The 20,278-nt window shown below is 68.5% G+C and carries 13 protein-coding genes, 1 tRNA gene and 1 pseudogene; 7 read left to right on the forward strand and 8 right to left on the reverse strand.

Annotated elements, in window-relative coordinates; all coding sequences use genetic code 11:
• The first annotated feature begins 86 nt into the window (after positions 1-86).
• Positions 87-2,195, forward strand: coding sequence for a PAS domain S-box protein (locus DVK07_RS18115; protein WP_121598329.1), 2,109 nt, complete (start codon positions 87-89; stop codon positions 2,193-2,195).
• 48 nt (positions 2,196-2,243) lie between these two features.
• Positions 2,244-3,017: a response regulator receiver protein gene (locus DVK07_RS18120; RefSeq protein ID WP_121598330.1), complete on the forward strand. Its 774-nt coding sequence runs from the start codon at positions 2,244-2,246 to the stop codon at positions 3,015-3,017.
• A 72-nt stretch (positions 3,018-3,089) separates the two neighbouring features.
• Here the strand turns inward: DVK07_RS18120 and DVK07_RS18125 are convergent, their stop codons facing one another.
• The 4 genes from DVK07_RS18125 to DVK07_RS18140 form a co-directional block, all read right to left on the reverse strand.
• Positions 3,090-5,993 (reverse strand): exodeoxyribonuclease V subunit beta, encoded by a 2,904-nt coding sequence (locus tag DVK07_RS18125; RefSeq protein WP_121598331.1) that lies wholly within the window; start codon positions 5,991-5,993, stop codon positions 3,090-3,092.
• The gene (locus DVK07_RS18130; protein WP_121598332.1) at positions 5,990-8,626 is read right to left on the reverse strand and encodes a PD-(D/E)XK nuclease family protein; all 2,637 of its coding nucleotides are present in this window, start codon (positions 8,624-8,626) and stop codon (positions 5,990-5,992) included. The genes DVK07_RS18125 and DVK07_RS18130 overlap by 4 nt, the downstream gene beginning before the upstream one ends.
• A gap of 46 nt (positions 8,627-8,672) precedes the next feature.
• On the reverse strand, positions 8,673-9,914 hold the full coding sequence (locus tag DVK07_RS18135; RefSeq protein WP_121598333.1) for a hypothetical protein: 1,242 nt from the start codon (positions 9,912-9,914) through the stop codon (positions 8,673-8,675).
• Between the two features lie 192 nt (positions 9,915-10,106).
• Positions 10,107-10,883, reverse strand: coding sequence for a hypothetical protein (locus tag DVK07_RS18140; RefSeq protein WP_121598334.1), 777 nt, complete (start codon positions 10,881-10,883; stop codon positions 10,107-10,109).
• 203 nt (positions 10,884-11,086) lie between these two features.
• On the opposite strand from DVK07_RS18140, the gene DVK07_RS18145 reads away from it, so the two are divergent.
• Positions 11,087-11,500 (forward strand): type IV pilin, encoded by a 414-nt coding sequence (locus DVK07_RS18145; protein WP_199719592.1) that lies wholly within the window; start codon positions 11,087-11,089, stop codon positions 11,498-11,500.
• 483 nt (positions 11,501-11,983) lie between these two features.
• Here DVK07_RS18145 and DVK07_RS18155 read toward each other — a convergent pair.
• Positions 11,984-12,058: transfer RNA gene (locus tag DVK07_RS18155), tRNA-Arg, on the reverse strand.
• A 332-nt stretch (positions 12,059-12,390) separates the two neighbouring features.
• Here DVK07_RS18155 and DVK07_RS18160 point away from each other — a divergent pair.
• Together DVK07_RS18160 and DVK07_RS18165 are read left to right on the forward strand one after the other, a co-directional pair.
• Entirely contained in the window at positions 12,391-12,990 is a 600-nt protein-coding gene (locus DVK07_RS18160) for a recombinase RecA (protein WP_121598335.1), read from the forward strand.
• An 88-nt stretch (positions 12,991-13,078) separates the two neighbouring features.
• Entirely contained in the window at positions 13,079-13,501 is a 423-nt protein-coding gene (locus DVK07_RS18165) for a CoA-binding protein (protein WP_121598336.1), read from the forward strand.
• Between the two features lie 490 nt (positions 13,502-13,991).
• Here the strand turns inward: DVK07_RS18165 and DVK07_RS18175 are convergent, their stop codons facing one another.
• Positions 13,992-14,972 (reverse strand): PLP-dependent cysteine synthase family protein, encoded by a 981-nt coding sequence (locus DVK07_RS18175; protein WP_121598338.1) that lies wholly within the window; start codon positions 14,970-14,972, stop codon positions 13,992-13,994.
• A gap of 168 nt (positions 14,973-15,140) precedes the next feature.
• On the opposite strand from DVK07_RS18175, the gene thrS reads away from it, so the two are divergent.
• Positions 15,141-17,117 (forward strand): threonine--tRNA ligase, encoded by a 1,977-nt coding sequence (thrS, locus tag DVK07_RS18180; RefSeq protein ID WP_199719594.1) that lies wholly within the window; start codon positions 15,141-15,143, stop codon positions 17,115-17,117.
• Between the two features lie 63 nt (positions 17,118-17,180).
• On the opposite strand, the gene DVK07_RS18185 is transcribed toward thrS, so the two are convergent.
• Positions 17,181-18,716, reverse strand: a complete 1,536-nt coding sequence (locus DVK07_RS18185) for an ATP-binding protein (RefSeq protein ID WP_121598340.1) — start codon at positions 18,714-18,716, stop codon at positions 17,181-17,183.
• A gap of 174 nt (positions 18,717-18,890) precedes the next feature.
• Here DVK07_RS18185 and DVK07_RS18190 point away from each other — a divergent pair, with 174 nt between their 5' ends.
• Entirely contained in the window at positions 18,891-20,063 is a 1,173-nt protein-coding gene (locus DVK07_RS18190; protein WP_121598341.1) for an alanine--glyoxylate aminotransferase family protein, read from the forward strand.
• 95 nt (positions 20,064-20,158) lie between these two features.
• Here DVK07_RS18190 and DVK07_RS23760 read toward each other — a convergent pair.
• Positions 20,159-20,278, reverse strand: a pseudogene (locus DVK07_RS23760) (IS6 family transposase); the annotation flags it as partial.

Below are 20,278 nucleotides of genomic sequence, written 5' to 3' on the forward strand. Positions count from 1 at the left end.
CACTCCGCGCGGCGAGGCGTCGCCGAGGTATTTAGGCCTGATAATTTGCGCCGTGCGTTTTTATCCCGGACCCGGGGAGAGAGGCTATGAAGCGACGGGAAACGCGCGACGCGGTCGTTCACTTCGGCTCCGACGCGAACTTGGTCCGCGAGGCGGCCGCGGAGTCCTCCGCCGTCGCCGCCGCGGAGGGCGTCGCGTCGTACGACGAACCGGAGGCCGACGCCGGATCGGTGGACGCGGCCGGCGTGCGGCTGGCGGTCTGCGAGCTGTCCCCCGAGTCCGGCGTCGACCCGCTCGCGGTGGTCCGCGAGGCGCTGCCGACCGTCCCGGTGCTGGCGGTCGTCACCGACGCCGGCATGATCGACGACGCGCTCGCGGTCGGGGCGGCGGACGTGTTCGTCCGGCGGGACGGCGTCGACGAGACGACGCTGCTCGCCCGGCGGATGGACGGGGTCGCGGCGGCGCCGGCCGCGTCGCGGCTCGGGTCGGAGTCGACGGCGCAGCTCCTCGACGCCATCGACGACGCGTTTTACGCGCTCGACGCCGACGGGTCGATCGGGCGGTGGAACGACCGCTTCAGTCGGCTGACCGGCTACGGCGACGAGGAGCTGGCGGGCATGGACGCGCTGGAGCTCTTCGCCGGCGCCGACAGGGAGCGGATCGCCGACGCGATAGAGACCGTCGTAGAGACCGGTAGCGCGACCGCGGAGGCGGAGCTGGTCGCGAAGGACGGCGAGACGACCCCGGTGGAGTTCACGGGGGCGCTCGTCACAGACTCGGACGGGGCGCCCACTGGGATCGTCGGCATCGGTCGGAGCCTGACGGAGCGGCGCGAGCGCGAGTCCGAGTTGGCGCGGTTGCGACAGGCCGTCGAGACCGTCGTCGACAGGGTCCCGCTGACGCTGTTCGAGGTCGAGCCCGACGGGACGGTGTCGACGCTTCGCGGCGAGACGCTCCCTCGACGGCTCGGGCGGTCGGTCTCCGGCGGCGACGCCGCGGAGGACGTGTTCGCGGACCAGCCCGAGATGCGTCGGCACGTCGCGGCCGCGCTCGACGGCGAGCCCGCGCACGGGCTCGTCGAGGTCGGCGACTCGACCCTCGAAGCGTGGCTCCAGCCGACCCTCGACGAGGCGGGGCGGGTCAGCCGGGTGGTCGGGCTCGCGCTCGACGTGACGGAGCGCGAGGAGCGGGCGGTGATGCTCGACCGGATCCAGGCGAGCGCCGGCGAGGTAATCTGGATCTCCGCGCCCGGCAAGGAGTCGATGGACTTCGTCAGCGACGCGTACGAGGACGTCTGGGGGCGCGCGCCGGAGGCGCTCGTGGCGGACCCGATGTCGTTCGTCGAGGCGATACACCCGGACGACCGGGAGCGGGTCGAGGCGGCCTTGGCCGAGCAGCGCGAGGACCCCGACGCCTACGAGGAGACGTACCGCGTGGTGCGACCCGACGGGGAGGTCCGGTGGGTCCACGACCAGTCGTCGGGGGTCTACGAGGACGGCGAACTGACGCGGATCGTCGGCATCGCGACGGACATCACCGTTCGGAAGCGCCGCGAGCGCGAGCTCCGGCTCAAGAACCGCGCGGTCGAGACCGCGCCGGTCGGCGTCGCGATCCACGAGACCGCCGGGTCGGCCGGCCCGATCACCTACGTCAACGAGGCGTTCGAGTCGGTCACGGGCTACGACCGCGACGCCGTCGCGGGCGAGGGCGTGTCGACGCTCGCCGGCGACGACACCGACCCCGACCGGCTTCGGACCGTCGCCTCGGCGGTCGAGACCGGCGACCGCGGCTCCGCGACGCTCGTGCTCTACCGGGCGGACGGGACGCCGTTCTGGGGGCGCGTGGACGTCTCGCCGGTCGTCGACGGCGACGGCGAGGCGACGCACGCCGTCAGCTTCGTTCAGGACGTGACGGAGTCGAAGGAGCACGAACAGGAGATCGAGCGGCACCTGACGGAGTTCGGCGAGGTGCTCGCCGATGACCTCGGCGTCCCGCTCCGGGAGGCCCAGGAGCGGCTGAACGCGGCTACCGGCGACGATCCGGACGCGGAGCTCCGCCGGGCGGAGGAGTCGGTGGAGCGGGCCGTCTCGCTCGTCGAGGACCTCGCCACCGTTCACTCGTTCTCCGTCGAACCGCGGCGCCTCTCCGAGTCGATGCGCGGGTCGTCGCCGGCGCCCGCGGGGCGGGACGAGTGAGATGACCGGGAACCGAACCGAGTCGGGCGGAACCCGGGGGTGAGACGGATGGAACTCCCGGTGTCGACGGTGGTCGTCTGCGAGACGAACCGGACAAGGGCCGACCTCTACGGGCTCTGGTTGGACGGGTACGAGGCCCGGCCGGCGCTGACGAACGCGCAGTTCGACGAGGCGTTCGACGCGGGGGTCGCGGTCCTCGTGCTGGACGACTCGTTCGGGGGCGGCGACCCGGAACCGGTCCTCGACCGGGTCGAGTCGGCGGCGCCGCACTGCCGCGTCCTCGGCGTCCGCGACCGCTCGGGCGACGGGCCGGCGCCCGAGCGGCAGCGATATCATCGGGCGCTCGAACGCCCGGTGTTCGAGGGGGACCTCGTCGAGTGCGTCGAGACGCTGTCGAACCGCGCGAACTACCACCTGCTGCTCGACAAGTACTACCGCACCACGATCCTGCTGTCGATGCACGAGTGGCAGGCGGACGACGGCCCGACCGACGAGGAGCGGTACGAGCGGCTCCTCGACCGGGCGGGGCGGCTGCGGGAGTACCTGAACGGGCTCCGACCGCGGATGCGCGACGAGGACGTCCGCGCCGTCGCGGCGTCGATCGCGGTCCCCGAGGTCGGCGACGGCGACGCCGCGGCGTCGGTCGAGACCAAGTACCGGCCCGACGAGTGCGCCCGGTGCGGGCGGGACTGGACCGTGTCGGGGGCGGACGGCGACGCCGCCGAGAAGATCGGCGCGTACGTCTGGCGGTGCGGTAACTGCGGCCACGTGGACATGCGCGCGGATCCCAGCCACCGCCGCGTCAGCTCGTTCAAGGGGTGACCCGGGCGAGTCGGGAGAGACCGCAGCTCGCTTCCGACCGAGCGTCGCTCAGCAGGAGGGGACCGCGCGGTGTCAGTCGCGCTCCGCCTCGGCCGCGCGGACGAGCCCGCGAATCTCCTCGATCGAGAGCGGCTCGATCCGCTCGCGAGTCCCGTCGCCCGTGTAGAACAGGCTCGTCTCCACGTCCCTGTCGGCGAACCACTCGTCGAGGACGTGGTAGTAGACGCTGAGCTGCTTCCGGTACTCGGCCTGCGCGCGCCGCGTCGCGTCCGTCTTGTAGTCGATCACCTCGACCCGATCGGCCGTCACGTGGACGAGGTCGGCGATTCCCGAGACGGTGACCCGGCGGCCGTCGACGTCGATCGGGAGCGTCACCGGTTCCTCGACGCGTTTCTCGCCCGACAGCCCGTCGAGCAGTTCGACGATCCGTCGCGCGTGGGCACGCACATGGTCGTTCGACGGCATCTCGCCGTCGCCGAGCGCGTACGCCTCCGCGAAGTCGTGGACCCGGGAGCCGAAGTCCATCCCCCGCGTCTCCGGGTCCGATTCGTGGTCCGGACCGGCCTCCGTCCGCTCGCCCGACTCCTCGAACACCGACTCGTCCATCAGCGAGTGGGGCGTGTGGCCGATCGGTCCGTCCGGCGCCGTCACCGCGAACGGTAGCTCCGCGTCGGCGGGCTCGCCGCGGTCGAGCGGCTCGACGTCCGGTTCGACCTCCTCGACCGCGACCGGGAGCTCCTCGAGGAACGTGTTCGGGTCCTCGCCGGCCGCGAACACGACGTGGCTCTCCGCCCGCGTGACGGCGACGTACAGCAGCCGCCGCTCCTCGTCGTACGCCCGGGGGAGACAGCGCCTGATGACGTCGTGCCGCCAGTTGTCGTACACGTGCGGGTGAGCGCCCTCCTCCGAGTAGATCTTCCGCTGTCGGAGACCGACCGGGTCGCGGTACCCTATCACGCTCGATCCGCCGCTCCGCGGCGGGAAGCGCCCCTCGTTCATGTTCGCCATGACGACGATCGGGTACTCTAGCCCCTTCGCGGTGTGAATCGTCTGAACGGTCACCGCGTCGTCGCCCGCGGTCGCGCGGACGTCGACGGTGCTGCCGGTCTCGACGCCGCGCTCGATGTGTCGGATCAGCTCCCCGCGGGTCGCCGTCGTCGAGTCGTGGACGGACTGGACCGTGTGGAGGAGGACGTCCGCGACGTCGCCCGCGAACCCGTAGCGGTCGAGGACGCGGCGCGCCACCGCGCCGACCGACTCCAGCTCGCGGAGCTCGTCGCGGAATCCCGTCGGCTCGGTCGGGTACGACCCCGTCTCGAGGGCGCGGTCGATCTCGTCGAACGCGTACCCGGCCCGTTCGAGCACCACCGCCCAGCCGCGGTCGGCGTCCGACTCTAAGATTCGGAGCCACGCGAGCAGCAGCTTCGCCGGGTCGGTCCGGAACAGCTCGATCCCGCCGTCGTAGGCCACCGGGAAGTCGTACTCGGCGGCGACGTCGAGGAGCTCTCGCCCGTAGTCCCGCGTCCGCGTGAACACCGCGACGTCCCCGTACTCCGGCGGGCGCGGCTCGCCGTCCTCGCCCTCGACGGCGTAGTCGTCGTCGCCGACGATCGCCTGTACCTTCGAGAGGACGGCCTCGTGTTCGTCCTCGTGACGGATCCCCTCGACGACCGTGTTGTCGAAGGCGGCGTTCGAGGAGAGGCCGACGACGTCTTCGGGGTCGGCGTCCACGGTGTCGTCGCCCGACGCCGGCGTCGCGATCGCCCGCTCGGAGAGGTCGATGACGGACTCGGTGGACCGGTAGTTCTCCCGAAGCTCGATCCGAGTCGGGTCGGGGGAATCGAACGGGACCCTGTCCGCGTCGCCGTTGAGGTCGGCGGCGAACCGCTCCAGCCGGTCTTCGAACTCTAAGATGTTGTCCACGTCCGCGTACTGGAACGAGTAGATGCTCTGCTTCCAGTCGCCGACGACGCAGAAGTTGTCAGTGCCCGACAACAGCAGCGCGAGCTTGAACTGGACCTCGCTGGTGTCCTGGAACTCGTCGACGGTGACGTACTCGAACGTCGCCGCCTCCCGGGCGCGCTCGTCCTCGCAGAGGAGGACGAACGCGAACAGCTGGAGGAAGCTGAAGGAGAGGTAGTTGCGGCGCAGCGCGAACCGGAGGTACTCGACGTAGACGTCGTGGACGAACGACTTGAGCCCGTCGCGCTCCTCGTAGAAGACCTGCCGCGCCACGTCGTCGTCGAGCCGCTTCGTCCCGCGGCCGCCCCGGAGCGTCGACTTCGACGGCGCGTCCGCCCGGTACGCCTTGTCCCGACCGAAGCGGCTCAGGTCATCGCGCAGCTTCGACTGCTTGCGGCCGTCGTTCCGGGGCCGGTTCGCCTCGTCGAACCGCTCCGTGAACGCCTCGAAGTCGCCGTCGAGGTGCGCCTCGCCGTCCCGGTACCACCCGTCGGTCGTCGGGAAGATCCCCTTCGACGCGAGCTCCTCGATCAGGTCGAGCAGCTCGCCGGGCGCGGAGAGGACGCGATAGAAGTCGGCGTGTTCCGGGTGGTCGTCGCGGAACCCGTCGAAGAACTCGCGGAACCGCTCGGCCTCGATCAGCTCGTCTTCGAGGATCCGCGTCGAGCCCGTGATCCGCTCGTCGAGGCCGAGGTGCGTCGGCGCGGCGTACCCGTGTTCCTGGAGGATCTCGTGACAGTGCGAGTGGAACGTCCGGATGGGCGCGTCCGCCAGCTCCCGGAGCCCGTACCCGCTGTGGTCGACGATCCGCTCTTTCATCTCCGTCGCGGCGCTCCGCGTGAACGTCGCTAAGAGCACGTCCTCCGGTTCCACGTCGGGTCGATCGACGATCCGCCCGTAGCGACGGGTGACGGCGAACGTCTTCCCCGTCCCGGGGCCGGCGTCGACGAGGTACGTCCCCTCCGTGCCCTCGATGAGCTCCCGCTGGGCGTCGTTCGGCGTCGGCTCTCTCATCGGTCGCCCCCCAACAGCAGGTCGCGGTTGTCCACGCGCCGGTAGTTCGGCTCGCCCCCGAGCCCGTCGACCGGGAACCGCTCCTCGCCGGCCCGCCGGGCGTTGAGCTCCTCTACGCGCTCGTCGACGAACGCCTCGAAGGCGTCCAGATCGCCGCGGAAGAACGCCCGCTTGCGGACGCGGTTGAGTTCGCGGATCGCTTGGTCCGCGCCCTTCTCGGCGTCGACGTCCGCAGATGTTTCCGCGTCGACGGCGGCGGTGAATCGGTCGGCGAACTCGGAGGCGCGCAGCTCAGCTCTGTCGGTCGTCTCGGGGAATGTCAGCGGCGCCGCGATCTCCTCGTAGGCGGCGTAGCCGAGGTCCTCGAACGTCTCTCGGCAGTCGTTGTAGCCGTCCAGCAGCCGCTCGTAGGCCTCCCGGGAGCCGACGTACTCGTCGAAGGCGACCGGGTGGTAGGTGACCGTCGTGAGCGCGTCGTCGAGGTCGGCGTCGCCCGCGACGACGTCGGCCATCGGTTCGAGGAAGTGGAAGAACGCGAACTCCAACCGCTCGTCCGGGCGGACGGTCCGGTAGTAGGTCAGGTACAGCGCGGCCTGGAAGTTCGGCGCGTCCGCCGGCGGGTCGAGCGCCGCGCCCTTGACGACCTGCGTGAGCCGCTTCTTGCGGCCGCTCTTGTAGTCGAGAAGCTGCGTCGGCGACCGCACGAGGTCGATCTTCCCCTTCACGCCGAGCGCGTCGTCCTCGAACCAGCGCTCGGTGAGCGGGGAGTCGACGGGCTCGTCGAAGTGCTCGGCGAAGAAGTTTGTCCCCCACCCCGACGCCGGCGTGAGGAAGTCGTCGGACTCGGGCCCTTCGTCGTCGAGGTACTCCGTTATCAGGTCTAAACCGATGCGGTACGTCCGGCGGCGGAGCGGCTCGTCGGCGGCCGAGAAGAACGCCTCGGCCTCGTCGAGCATGGCGTCGACGAGGTCGTCGGTGTCGGCCGCCGCGACGACGTCCGGGTGGTTCACGTAGAACTCCGCGAAGTCGTGGAAGAGGTTCCCCTCGACGAACCGCTCCTGGTCGGGGGTGTCGAGGAGCCGCCCGAAGAGGTAGTCCCGCGGGCTGTTGACGTAGCTGTTGAGCGTCGACTGGCTGACCGTCTCGACCGACTGGGGGTCGATCCCGGTCGACTCGCGCTCGAAGCCGGCGCCCGTCGACCGGGGGCGGCGCCGATGCTCGACCGAGTCGAGGTCGCTGAACCGGTCGAACGCCTCGTCGAGCAGGTCGCCGAGGTACAGACAGGGGGTGATCGGCTCCCCGCCGGCCGCGTCCTGGACGAGGTAGTACTGCCGGTCGCCGCTCTGGAGCAGGCGCTGGAAGCTCCCGACGTAGCGGTCGAACTGCGCCTCGGTGTCCACCCACGGCCGCTGGGGGGCCGAGTGCGTCCACTCCTCGCCCATGCCGAGGTGGAAGACGACGGGGCGGTCGACGTACGCGGAGGACTTCGCGTCGGCGAGGAGGACCCCCTCGTTGTCCCTGTCGACCGGGACCTCGTACGTCTGGAGGTAGTAGGCGAGCCGGTCGACGGCGCCGTCCGTCACGGGTTCGTCGGCGAGCCCCAGGCTCCGCAGCTCCTCGTCGAGCCGGCTCAGTTCGACGCCGGCCTCGGACGCGTACGCGTCGAGCGCCTCGGCGAAGGTGCGGTCCTCGACGCGGTCGCGGAACGCCCGCAGCCACTCCGCGCCCGCCCCGTCGACCGACTCCAGACGCCGCTCGCGGTCGGCGATCGGCGCGTCGATTCCCAGCTGTGAGAGGACCGGAGCGGCGTCGCCGACGGTCGTCTCGGACCCCCGGAAGCAGAGCCGGAGGAGCCGGACGAACGCCCTGTGGTGCGGGTCGTCGGCGAACCCCGGGCCGCCGTAGAAGGGGACGTCCGCCGCCTCGAACGCGGACTCGACGAGCGAGGAGTACTTCCCGCCGCCGTCGAGGACGACGGCGACGTGCTCGGCGTTGCGCGCTGAAACCGTGTCGAGAAGCGCGGCGACGACGTCCGTCGCCGACTCGAAGACGTGGAAGGGCGGATGGTCGAACGCCTCGTCGGCGAACAGCTCGACGCGGTCGAACTCCTCCGGGAGGACGCTCCGCTCCAGCTCGGTCAGCTGATCGTGGCCGACGACGGCAACGGACCGATCCCCGTCGAGGGACCGATCCCCGTCAACGGACTGATCCCCGGCGACGGACAGATCCTCGTCGACCGTGTACTCGCTGAGCCGCTTCGACGTCGTACGGAGGGTCCGCATGACGTCGACGACCTCGCGGGTCGCGTCGTCGACGTAGGCGTCGTATTCCAAGATCGCGTCGAGGCGGCCCGTGTGTTCCCAACACTGGAGGACGTTCCCGACGGCGTACGCGACCGCCTTCCAGTCGTGGTCGGTCTCGGTGACCAGCTCGAGGAACGCGCGGCGGTCCTCCGCCTGCTCGCGCCGGCCGGCGGCGAGGCGGCGCGGCGTGGTCGCGAACGTCCCGAAGTGGGGGCGGTCGAGGCGGCGGTTGATCGCGCTCGCCAGCGCGGCGTCGGGAGTCACGACGAGGTCGTGGTCGGCGACCTCCGCGTAGAGTGACTCCGCGGGTTTCGCTCTCCGAATAGGCACGACTACCGCGACCCGGACGAGTCACAAAAAGATAGCGGGGACGACATCAGACCGACTCGCGTAACGCCCACACGTCGCCCGCGGGATCCAGATTCGACGGTTCCGCGCCCCGCGAGGTCAGGATTCCGGCGTGATACAGCACCGCCTTCAGCTGGAACACGGTGGGCGAGTGGTAGACCTCCCCGTCGGTGAGGGGATCGCGCCGTAACTCCCCGTCGGCGTTCAGGACGCGGCTCCGGACGTCGTCGTCCCCGCGGACGAACAGTTCGACCGTGAACGACGGGTGTAACTCGTGGAGGTACGCGACGACCTCGGGGAGGCTCGGCTCGCCGATTCCGTCGTCGTGTATGTGCTGGAGCTCCTCGACGAGGAGTTGCGTCGCCGGATACTCGTAGACGACGCGCCGGGTGAGCATGCCCCACTTCGGCGCCAGGTCACAGAAGCGCTCCCGCGAGCGCTTCCAGTCGTCGAACGTCGCTATCGCGGCCTCGACCGACCCGTACTCCCGCAGCGCGAACCTGACGACCTCCCGGCCGAGGGGTGTCAGCCGGGGAGAGGCGGGTTGGTCGTCGATGAGGTTCAGGAAGGCCGCTCCCGTCCGGGCGTCATCGGTGGCGCGCACGACGTGCTCCGCGAGGACTTGCTCCGTGTCGCGCTCGTGGGAGACCGCGAGGGGGTACGCGAGGTAGTTCTTCGGGTGGTTGAGGCCGAACGACTTGCCGGCGACGCCCTGCGCGCCGGCCTGGAACCGGATGGCCGTCGTCTCGGTCGTCGTTCGGTTCCCGACGACGCGCGGCGTTTCGACCGGTTCGACGGCGCCGTCGGGGGCCACGCCGAGGACGCCGACGTTCAGCTCGCGAGCGAGGGTTCTGGCGGACTGGGAGACGGTGTCCGCCGGGACCGCGACGTACGCGGCGTTCGCCTCGTGGAGCCGGTCGTACGCCTGAACGATGCCGCGCTCGACGTCGGCGTCGCGCCGGTTCGTGTGGCCCTTCGCCTCGACGACCACCAGCGGCGGGTCGTCGCCCAGTCGGTCGACGGCCAGTAGCTCGTCGCTCAACAGCCGCACGCCGACGAGGTCGGGGTAGCCGGAGCCGACGCGGACGTGGTTGAACGGCGCCAGTTCGTCCGTGATCGCCGGATCGATGGACTCGTTCGCGAGCCACCGGTCGGACGAGAACTGCGTGTCGACGACCGCGTACCCGTCGTCCGCGTCGGCGGGGAACAGACGGCGCTTCGCATGCGCCAACACGCGCGGTTCCGAGAGCGGCGACGCCGCGCTTGCCATGACGGTCAGATGTTATCACCGGCTCATGAAGATGGGGGTAACGGTGAGCCCGGGAGGAGGATATGGGTCATTATCGCAGTAATCATTACTTCGAGTATGACCTTTTACGACCGGCCGGCGGAACTCGACGCCCTCGACGCGGACTACCTCGACGCGGACGAACTCGAAGGGTAGCGGACTGACCCGGCGGCGCTACTCGACGCCGAGTTCGCGGGCTGCGGCCGCGGAGATGGTGAGTCCGGCGTCGGCCGTAGTCACGCGTTCGTCGATCACGTCGTCGAGCACCTCGCGCAGCTCCGCGATGAACGAACTCGGCCGTTGGACCTGAACGCGCGTCGTCGACTTGTCGGCGTAGTTCAGCCCGCGGTGTCGAACGTAGGTCCGCGCGAACGACCGCCGGACCGACCGAGGAACGTCCCACACGACCGCAGGGAGGTGGTCGAGCGACGTCTTCGCGCCGGTTGGCGCACCCATCGCGACGAGGCATCGACCGAGAACCGTTCCGTCACAGGTTGGGACGATCTCGGTCGCGCGGCCGGGCGTGTCGGCGTTGCGGGTGCGCGTTTCGACGCCGACGCGCTCGAAGGCCGCTCGAATCTCCGCGGCGCTCACGCGTTCTCCCGGCGTCACCGCGGGAACGTAGTTGTCGACAGGGATGCTCCCGCCGGCGAGGACGTGCGCGAGCAGGTCGACGAGCGCGGCGGCCGTCTCGCCGCCGGGGTCCGGATCGAGCCAGTCGCGGTCGATCGCCGCGTTGATTCCTCGGACCGGATCGGGGACGGCGTCTTCGAGCCAGCCGCGGACGCGCTCGGCGGGGAGGTCGAGCGCACGGCCGACACGAACCCGGCCGGCGTTCGGGTGTTCGGCGGCGTACTCGCTGACGCGGCGGTAATCGAGGACCTTCTCCCACGGGTCCGGATACACGCGGTCGCCGTAGGTCCGGGAGAGGGCTTTCGCCGTGGGTTTCATAGCTGGTGTAATCACGTCAACGAATTTGACCCTATCCGTCCAATTTTCTCCGCTGATATTCGTGGCAGTAACTACATAAGGAGGTCTCGCTTCCATCTAAGTAACCAGCAACCGATCTGAACGAGTGGAGGGTTGTCTCGTGCGCCGACGACGGCGCCCGGATCCCCGAGAACTCGTTTGGCGGTGGCCGCTGGGTTCAAACAATGAAACCAAGCACTCAATCCAACGCGGACGACAGGGCAGTGAGTCCCGTCATCGGCGTCATCCTCATGGTCGCGATCACTGTCATCCTGGCGGCCGTTATCGGGACGTTCGTCCTCGGGCTCGGCGATCAGTTAGGCGACACTGCGCCGCAGGCGAGTTTCGATATCGAGAGTTCGAACGCTTCATCAGTTAATATCACGAAGACTGGTGGTCAGGCAATTCCGGTTGACGACCTCGTCATATCCGTCGACGGAACAAGAGATGATGATGCCAACACGAGTATTTCAGACGATTGGCAAACCGGGGAAACGGTGACCTACAGTGATCTCACTGTTAGTGACGATTCGACAATCCAGCTCATCCACGATCCCAGTGGGAACGTGATCTTTGAGGGGACTGCCGACCTCTCATAACCTGAGTACGACTATCTCCACCGGTCTTCTATTCTTGTTTTACATCGCAGCCCACACCGGTATTGAACCGCTGGATTATCCTCGGATCTAATTCGTCAGGGGCTCGCAGAGATTCACCACTGACTGAATCATGTGCGTGAGCGCAGTGTCTATCACTACGCTCATCGGTGGATCATCTACCAGATCACTCGATGCGATCTCGCTCGCTTTTTCGAGCTGTCGCTCGCGTTTCGCGGTGGTCTTGAGGCCGGTTCGACGGCTTATTTGTACTACATCGTCTGTCCGGGGTCGCGATCCCGTCGTTCTGGAGCGACTGAATCGCTCCGTACTAAAGTAGTGCCGACGGGTCCTACGACCGCCGCTACTGTAGGACGCAACCGATTTTAGGGGTCGGGTTCGGAAAGAATCGCTTCGCCCGATTCCGGCACGTAGCGAGCCGCTACGAGAGAATAAGCATTAGTCGTGAAACGGTCGGTGAGTAAGTGGGCGCTACAGGATTTGAACCCGTGGCAACTTGGTCCGAAGCCAAGCACTCTGTCCAAACTGAGCTAAGCGCCCTCATCGTCGTGTACTTCCGAGAGCGTGTTAAGTCCCGCGATCCGAAATCGCCGCCGCGCAGTCCGACGGTTCCGCGCCGACTCCGGCGGTCGATCGATTCGCGGACGTGACACGTTCCCGCGATCCGGGGGTGTGGGATCCCAGGGTCGTGCCCGAATTCGACGCCTGATCGGGTCCACGACCGCGCCGAGTCGCGCCGCCGTCTCGCAAGGGGCGATCAAAAAGAATATTATTCGGAGCGGGCATGTTCAGGTAGTAGATGTGTCTTGGTCGCCCGGCCTCGCGGCCGAACGAGTGGCTCGCGCCGACGACGTCGCCCCCGAGGTGCGTCCATGTATGAGCTGACGCCGCACTTCGACGCCGAGGTCGACCCCGGGACCAACATCCTGTTGACCGGCCCGCCGCTCAGCGGGAAGCGGTCCATCATGATGGACATCCTCGCCGCGGGGACCGACCGCGACGAGGGCGCCATCGTCGTCACCACGAAGGACGGCGCCGACCGGGTGCTCCGCGACTACGAGAAGCGGACGCCCTACGAGGGGAAGCCCGTCGCGGTCGTCGACTGCGTCACCCGCCAGCAGGGCGGCGACACCCGCGAGTCCGACCGGATCAAGTACGCCTCCTCGCCGGTGGACATGACCGGCATCGGGATCAAGCTCTCGGAGTTCCTCCAGGCGTTCGGCGACCGCGGCATCGAGCGGAACCGCGTGATGGTCCACTCGCTGTCGACGCTACTGATGTACTCGGACCTCCAGACGGTGTTCCGCTTCCTCCACGTGTTTACCGGCCGCGTCCAGAGCGTCGACGGTCTCGGGCTGTACAGCATCGACTCGACGGCCCACGACGACCAGGCGATGAACACGCTCAAACAGCTGTTCGACGGGATCGTCACCGTCCCCGAGGACGGCGAGCCCGAGATCCGGCTCCCCTGACCGGGCCGCGGAGCGAATCCGGACCGCCGGTTCTCCGAGCGCGGAACTGTGGGATCCGCTTAATCGTGTCGCGGCCGTAGGAGAAACCATGCCCATCACCGACGACGCGGGCCTCGACCGCCTGCTCGACGCCGAGACGATAGCGGTCGTCGGCTGTTCGACGACGCCCGGAAAGGCCGCGCACGACGTGCCCGCGTACCTCCAGAAGCAGGGGTACCGGATCGTCCCGGTGAACCCCTTCGCGGAGGAGGTCCTCGGCGAACCGGCGTACGACGCGCTCGGCGACGTCGAGGAGGAGGTCGACCTCGTCGACGTGTTCCGGCCGAGCGAGGAGGTGCCGGAGATCGTCGACGCCGTCCGCGAGCGCCACGCCGAGCGCGGCGACGCGGGCGCGGTGTGGCTCCAGCTCGGCATCAGCCACGACGAGGCGGCCGCGGCCGCCGAGGCCGACGGGATCGACGTGGTTCAGGACCACTGTCTCAAGGTGGAACACGGTCGACTGCGTGGGTAAGGGATCGTTCATAAAGAAAATCGGCGTGTCGGTGTCGGCTATTTATAAACAGACAGTAAACCCGTGGTGACACCGCCGGTTCCCAGCCACTCGATTATAAGTGATTGACAACGGAGTGGTGGAACACCTCCAAAGCCCCAGCCGTGAGGACTCGCGCGGCTCGCTGTGCTCCTCGCTCAGTCGCTTCGCTCCTTCGCTGCGGTGCTTGCGTCGCCGTGCTTCGTCCTCACGGCTGCCCCTTTGAACCCCACCCCGCACCGCTCCGCACGGCACCTCACGCCTCCCCAGCCTCGTCGGGCGCGTCCTTCGGGCTCTCTTCGGTCGCCCTCGGAGCGCCCGACTCCCTCGCGCGTGCGACTCGCGGCCGTCGCTTCGCTCCGGCCGCTCGCAGGCACGCGCCACCGCGGATATTTATAAACGATCGTCGCCGTCGCTCAGATCCTATTTAAATATCGCACCGGTCGCGATCACGGCGCCGTCCTTCCACGAATCACCCTTCCCACTCCTCGAACGAGCGGTAGACGCCCTTCGAGAGGTAGCGTTCGGAGGAGTCGGGGAAGACGGTGACGACGGCGTCGTGCGGGGCGTCGATCGCGCCGTCCCGCACCTCGCGGGCGACGCGTTTCGCCGCGATCGCGTTGGCGGCCGACGAGGAGGCGACGAGGTGGCCCTCCTCGCTCGCGAGTCGGGCCATTTCCTCGTGGACGTCGCGGTCGTCGATCGCTCGGATATCGTCGACGAGGTCGGGGTCGAACAGCTCGTTGCGCTCGGTGTCGTGGGTACCGATCCCCTCTGTCTTGTACTCCTCGTGGTCGACATTCTCGCCGAGGAACTCGCGGTACGCGGAGCCGGCGGGCTCGACCGCGACGACGTGGGTGTCCGGGTCGCGCTCGCGAAAGTAGCGGGCGATCCCCATCAGCGTGCCGCCGGTGCCACAGCCGGCGACGACGGCGCCCACCTCGCCGTCGAGCGCCTCGTCGATCTCGGGCGCGGTCGTCTCGTAGTGCGCCTCCGCGTTGAGCGGATTCGAGAACTGCTGGGGGACGACCGCGTCGTCGAGCTCCTCGGCGATCCCGTGGGCGCGGTCGATCGCGAGCCCCATCCCCTCGTCGCTCGGCGTGTTCACCACCTCGGCGCCGAGCGCGCGCATGAGCTGCTGTTTCTCCACCGAGAACCGCTCGGGGACGACGAAGATCGCCTCAAGGCCCAGCTGCTTGGCCGCGACGGCGAGCCCGATCCCGGTGTTGCCGGCGGTCGGCTCGACGACGGTGCCGCCCTCGCTCACGTCGCCGCGCTCCAGCATGCGTTCGAGCATGTACTTCCCGATGCGGTCCTTGATGCTCGCGCCGGGATTGAACGACTCTAACTTGGCGTACACCGGCACCGCGTCCGGCGCGTCGTGGACCTCGACGAGCGGCGTCTCCCCGATCGTCTCCAACACCGACGACAGAGGCTCCCGATGATCGGTCATGGGCCGGCAAACGTTGCCGGCGGATTTGTGTGTTGCCATCGCTCCGTCCGGATCCGGGAGTCCGGAGCGGCGGCGCGGCTTGCCGGGAACGGGGATCGCGCGGACGGCCGCCGCGGACCGCTGCGACCGTCCGGCCGTGTGACTCCGCGCCGCGGATCGAACACACTTATGCCGGTCGTCCGGCTCCGATGCTGTATGAGCGAGACCGATGCGGAGGCCGAGGTGACGGTCGTCCTGCCGGACGGATCAGAGCTGAGCGTTCCGGCAGGCTCGACAGTCGAGGACGTCGCCTTCGAGATCGGCCCCGGGCTCGGTCGCGACACCGTCGCGGGGAAGATCGACGGCGAACTCGTCGAGAAGTACGCCGAGGTCCACGACGGCGCGCGGATCGAGATCGTCACCGACCAGTCGGACGAGTACCTCACGGTGCTGCGCCACTCCGCGGCCCACGTGTTCGCGCAGGCCCTCCAGCGGCTCCACCCGGAGGCGACGCTGACGATCGGCCCGCCGACCGACGACGGCTTCTACTACGACGTCACCGACGTCGACATCGACGAGGACGACTTGGCCGCCGTCGAAGACGAGATGGCGGAGATCATCGCGGCGGACTACGACATCGAGCGCGAGGTCCGGTCGCGCGAGGAGGCGAGAGCGGTCTACGCCGACAACGAGTACAAGCGACAGATCTTAGACGAGGAGGCTGACGATGAGGAGGTCACCTTCTACGTCCAAGACGGCTGGGAGGACCTCTGTCAGGGCCCCCACGTCGAGTCGACCGGCGAGATCGGCGCCGCGACGCTGCTGGAGGTGTCCGCCGCCTACTGGCGCGGCGACGAGGAGAACGACTCGCTGACGCGCGTGTACGGCACCGCCTTCGCGAGCGAGTCGGACCTCGAGGAGTACCTCGAGCTGCGCGAGCAGGCGCAGGAGCGCGACCACCGGAAGATCGGTCAGGAGATGAACCTCTTCTCGATCCCGACGGTGACCGGGCCGGGGCTCCCGCTGTACCACCCGCCGGGGAAGACCGTGCTGCGCGAGCTCTCCGACTTCGCGAACGAGCTCAACCGCGACCACGGCTACGAGGAGGTCGAGACGCCCCACGTGTTCCGGACGGAGCTGTGGAAACAGTCCGGCCACTACGAGAACTACAAGGACGACATGTTCCTCCTCGACGTCAACGACGAGGAGTACGGGCTGAAGCCGATGAACTGCCCGGGCCACGCGACGATCTTCGACCAGCAGAACTGGTCGTACCGCGACCTCCCGCAGCGCTACTTCGAGAACGGGAAGGTGTACCGGAAGGAGCAGCGCGGCGAGCTGTCGGGGCTCTCGCGCGTCTGGTCGTTCACCATCGACGACGGGCACCTGTTCGTGCGTCCGGACCAGATCCGCCAGGAGATCGAGTCGGTGATCGAGATGATCTTCGAGGTCGTCGAGACGCTCGACCTCGAGGTCGAGGTCGCCCTCGCGACCCGCCCGGACAAGTCGGTCGGCGGCGACGAGATCTGGGAGTCAGCCGAGGACCAGCTCCGCGACGTGCTCGAATCCGGCGGCTACGACTACGACGTGGAGCCGGGCGACGGCGCCTTCTACGGCCCGAAGATCGACTTCGGCTTCGAGGACGCCTTGGGTCGCGTCTGGGACGGCCCGACGGTCCAACTCGACTTCAACATGCCCGACCGCTTCGACCTGACCTACACGGGCGAGGACAACGAGGACCACCAGCCCGTGATGATCCACCGCGCGCTGTACGGGAGCTACGAGCGCTTCTTCATGGTGCTCATCGAGCACTTCGACGGCAACTTCCCGCTGTGGCTCGCGCCCGAGCAGGTCCGCATCCTCCCCGTCTCCGACGAGACGCTGGGCTACGCGCACCGCGTGAAAAACGAGCTCGAGGACGCCGGCTTCCGCGTCGAGGTCGAGGACCGCGACTGGACCGTCGGGCGCAAGATCCGCGCGGGCCACGACGACCGCCTCCCGTACATGGTGATCGTCGGCGACGACGAGCAGGAGGCGGGGACGGTCTCGGTCCGCGACCGCTTCGAGAACCAGCGCGGCGACGTTGACCTCGACGCGTTCGTCGACCACCTCGTCGCGGAGCGCGACGAGAAGCGGACGGAGCCGGACTTCGTCGACGACGAGTGACGGCGCGGTTAGGCCTCAGTCGGCGATCGGCGACGCCGCACGCCTGTCACGGCGCGTCGGCGCTCACATCCGGTCGATCCCGGTGAACTCGAATCGGGCCCCGCCGTCCGCCGACTCGGTCACGTCGACCGTCCAGCCGTGTCCGTCGGCGATCTTCGAGACGATGTCGAGCCCGAACCCGGTGCCGTCGCTCCTCGTCGTGTACCCGGACTCGAACACTTGGTCGCGGTCGTCCTCGGGGATTCCCGGACCGTCGTCCGCCACATAGAACCCGGCGTCGTCGGTGAGCGGACCGACCGTGACCGCGACCCCGTCGGACCCCCTCCCGACGGACCCGTGTTCCGCGGCGTTCCGGAACAGGTTTTCGAGGAGCTGTCGGAGCCGTGGCTCGTCTGCACGGAGGTCGTAGCCGTCGCTCGTGACGCGGAGCGTCCCGCCCCGGGTGTCGGTCGTCTCCCAGGCGGCCTCGGCGAGCGCTGTGAGGTCCACGCGGGTCAGCTCCTCGACGCCGCCGCCCTCGCGTGCCAGCATGAGGATGTTCTCGATCAGCGTCTCCATCCGCGAGAGGGCGCGCTGAACGGGTTCGACGTGTTCGCTGTCGCACTCGTCGGCGAGGAGGTCCATCCGCCCGCGGGCGGTCGTGAGCGGGTTCCGGAGGTCGTGGCTCACGACGCTCGCGAACTCGTCGAGGCGGTCGCGCTCGCTTTCGAGGCGGTCGGCCGCGCGCCGCCGCTCCAGTTCGTAGCTCACCCACCGCGTCAGCAGTTCGACGAACGTCTGCTGAGTGTCGGTGAACGGCTCGTCGCGGGCCGTCGTATCGGCGAAACAGAGCGTGCCGAACCGCTCGCCGTCGACCTCGACCCGGCCGCCGATGTACGTCTCCAGCCCGAACGTCTCGTAGGCCGGGTCCTCGGTCCAGCCCTGGTCCGAGGCGTTGACGATCGTCAGGAGCTGTTCGTGCTCCAACGTCCGCTTACAGTACGCCTCGTCGAGCGGACACGTCTCGCCGGACTGTAACAGCGGATGCGTGGCGTGGGACGCCTCGACGTGTTGGGTCCCGTCCTCGATCCGCGTGAGGAAGCCGTTGGGAACGTCGAGATACTCACAGCCGATGGTCAGTATCTCGTTGACCTTCGCTTCGAACGTCCGGTCGTCGTCGGAAGAAACCGCGTACAGCCGCTGGATGGCGCGGAGGCTCTCCCGCTGTCGCCGCTCGAGTTCGCGTCGCTCGGTGACGTCGCGGAGGTAGATCGAGAGCCCCTCGTCGGACGGGAACACACGGGCCTCGAACCAGGTGTCTAACGGCTCGTAGTAGGAGTCGAACGAGACCGGCTCTTGAGTCTCCATGGCGCGGTGGTACTCGTCGTAGAACTCCGTCTCAGTCGCCCCGGGGATCGACTCCCAGAGGTTCGCGCCCTCGACCGACTCGTCCGGGCCGAGCGCGTCGTCGCTCATCGCCGACCGGAGGATCCGACGCCCCTCCTCGTTGGCGTAGGTGACCGTCCAGTCCGCGTCGAGGGCGAAGAAGCCGTCCGCCATCCGATCGAGCACGGTTCGGAGGTCTTGGTCCGAGTCCGATCCACGCGCCGGGTCGGGCATGCGAGCGGGTACGCGTCGCGACGGTTTAGGTGCCGGGGATCCGCGGTCGAATGGGCCTCACTGACGGCGTTTCGAATCGATATGCGCTCCGTGACGCTCGGTCCGCAGAGCCGTTTTGGGCCGACCGTTCCCGGTTCCGTCGGGTTTTTCACGCCGCTCGTCCGGATCCGATGTATGTCGAACTCCCACACCGAACTCGGCGCCGACGAGCGACCGCCCGAGGTCGGAGAGCTGACGCCGCCGGACCGCACGCTGATGGGGCCCGGTCCGAGCGACGTCCACCCGCGCGTACTGAAGGGGATGAGCACGCCGTTGGTCGGCCATCTCGACCCCTCGTTCGTCGAGATAATGGACGAAGTACAGGAGCTGCTGCGCTACACGTTCCGCACCGACAACCAGTGGACGATTCCGGTGTCGGGGACCGGGTCCGCCTCGATGGAGGCCGCGATCGGCAACCTCGTCGAGCCGGGCGACACGATGCTCGTCCCGACGAACGGCTACTTCGGCGGCCGGATGAAGTCGATGGCCGAGCGCGCCGGCGGCGAGGTCGTCGAGGTGGACGCCCCGTGGGGCGAGCCCCTCGATCCCGTCGACGTCGAGCGCGCGTTCGACGAACACCAGCCGGACGTGTTCGGGTTCGTCCACGCGGAGACCTCGACGGGCGTCCTCCAGCCGAACGTCCCCGAGCTGACCGACATCGCGCACGACCACGACGCCTTCGTGATTGCCGACTGCGTCACCTCGCTCGGCGGCGTGGAGATGCGCGTCGACGAGTGGGGCGTCGACGTCGCCTACTCCGGCCCGCAGAAGTGCCTCTCGTGTCCGCCGGGCGCGAGCCCGCTCACGCTCAACGACCGCGCGATGGACAAGGTGCTCGACCGCGAGGAGCAGCCCCGGTCGTGGTACCTCGACCTCTCCCTCCTCGAGGGGTACTGGGGCGACGACCGCTCGTACCACCACACGGCGCCGATCACGAACGTGTACGCGCTCCGCGAGGCGCTCCGGCTCGTCGCCGAGGAGGGCATCGAGGAGCGGTGGGCGCGCCACCGCGAGGTCGCCGGCGACCTGAAGGCGGGCCTGCAGGACCTCGGATTGGAGATGAACGCCCCGGATGAGTACTGGCTGCCGAGCCTGAACGCGGTGCGCGTGCCCGACGGCGTCGACGACGGGGCGGTCATCGACCACCTCCTCGACGAGTACGACCTCGAGATCGCCTCCGGCCTCGGCGACCTCGAAGGCGACATCTGGCGGATCGGCTGTATGGGCTACTCCGCCCGCCCGAAGAACGTCGAGTACGTCCTCGCTGCGCTGAAAGACGCGCTCGCGGAACAGGGCCACGAGGCCTGAGCTGGACGTCTCCCGAGAGGCGAGTCGAGAACTGCGTCGGACCGATCGGGGGTTCCGATGTGGTATTTAAATGACCGTAAGCGATTGCGGTCGCGTTAAGTTTGGCGTGAATTGTGGTAGACGGCGAAGGCTTCGAGCCAGTTTTGAGCTGTCTCTAGCGCGACATTGCTAAAACTATTCGCAAACGATGATGTTCGTCGTTCTATTTCCCAAAA

The sequence above is a fragment of the Halorubrum sp. Atlit-26R genome (assembly GCF_003666015.1).
Taxonomy (GTDB): domain Archaea; phylum Halobacteriota; class Halobacteria; order Halobacteriales; family Haloferacaceae; genus Halorubrum.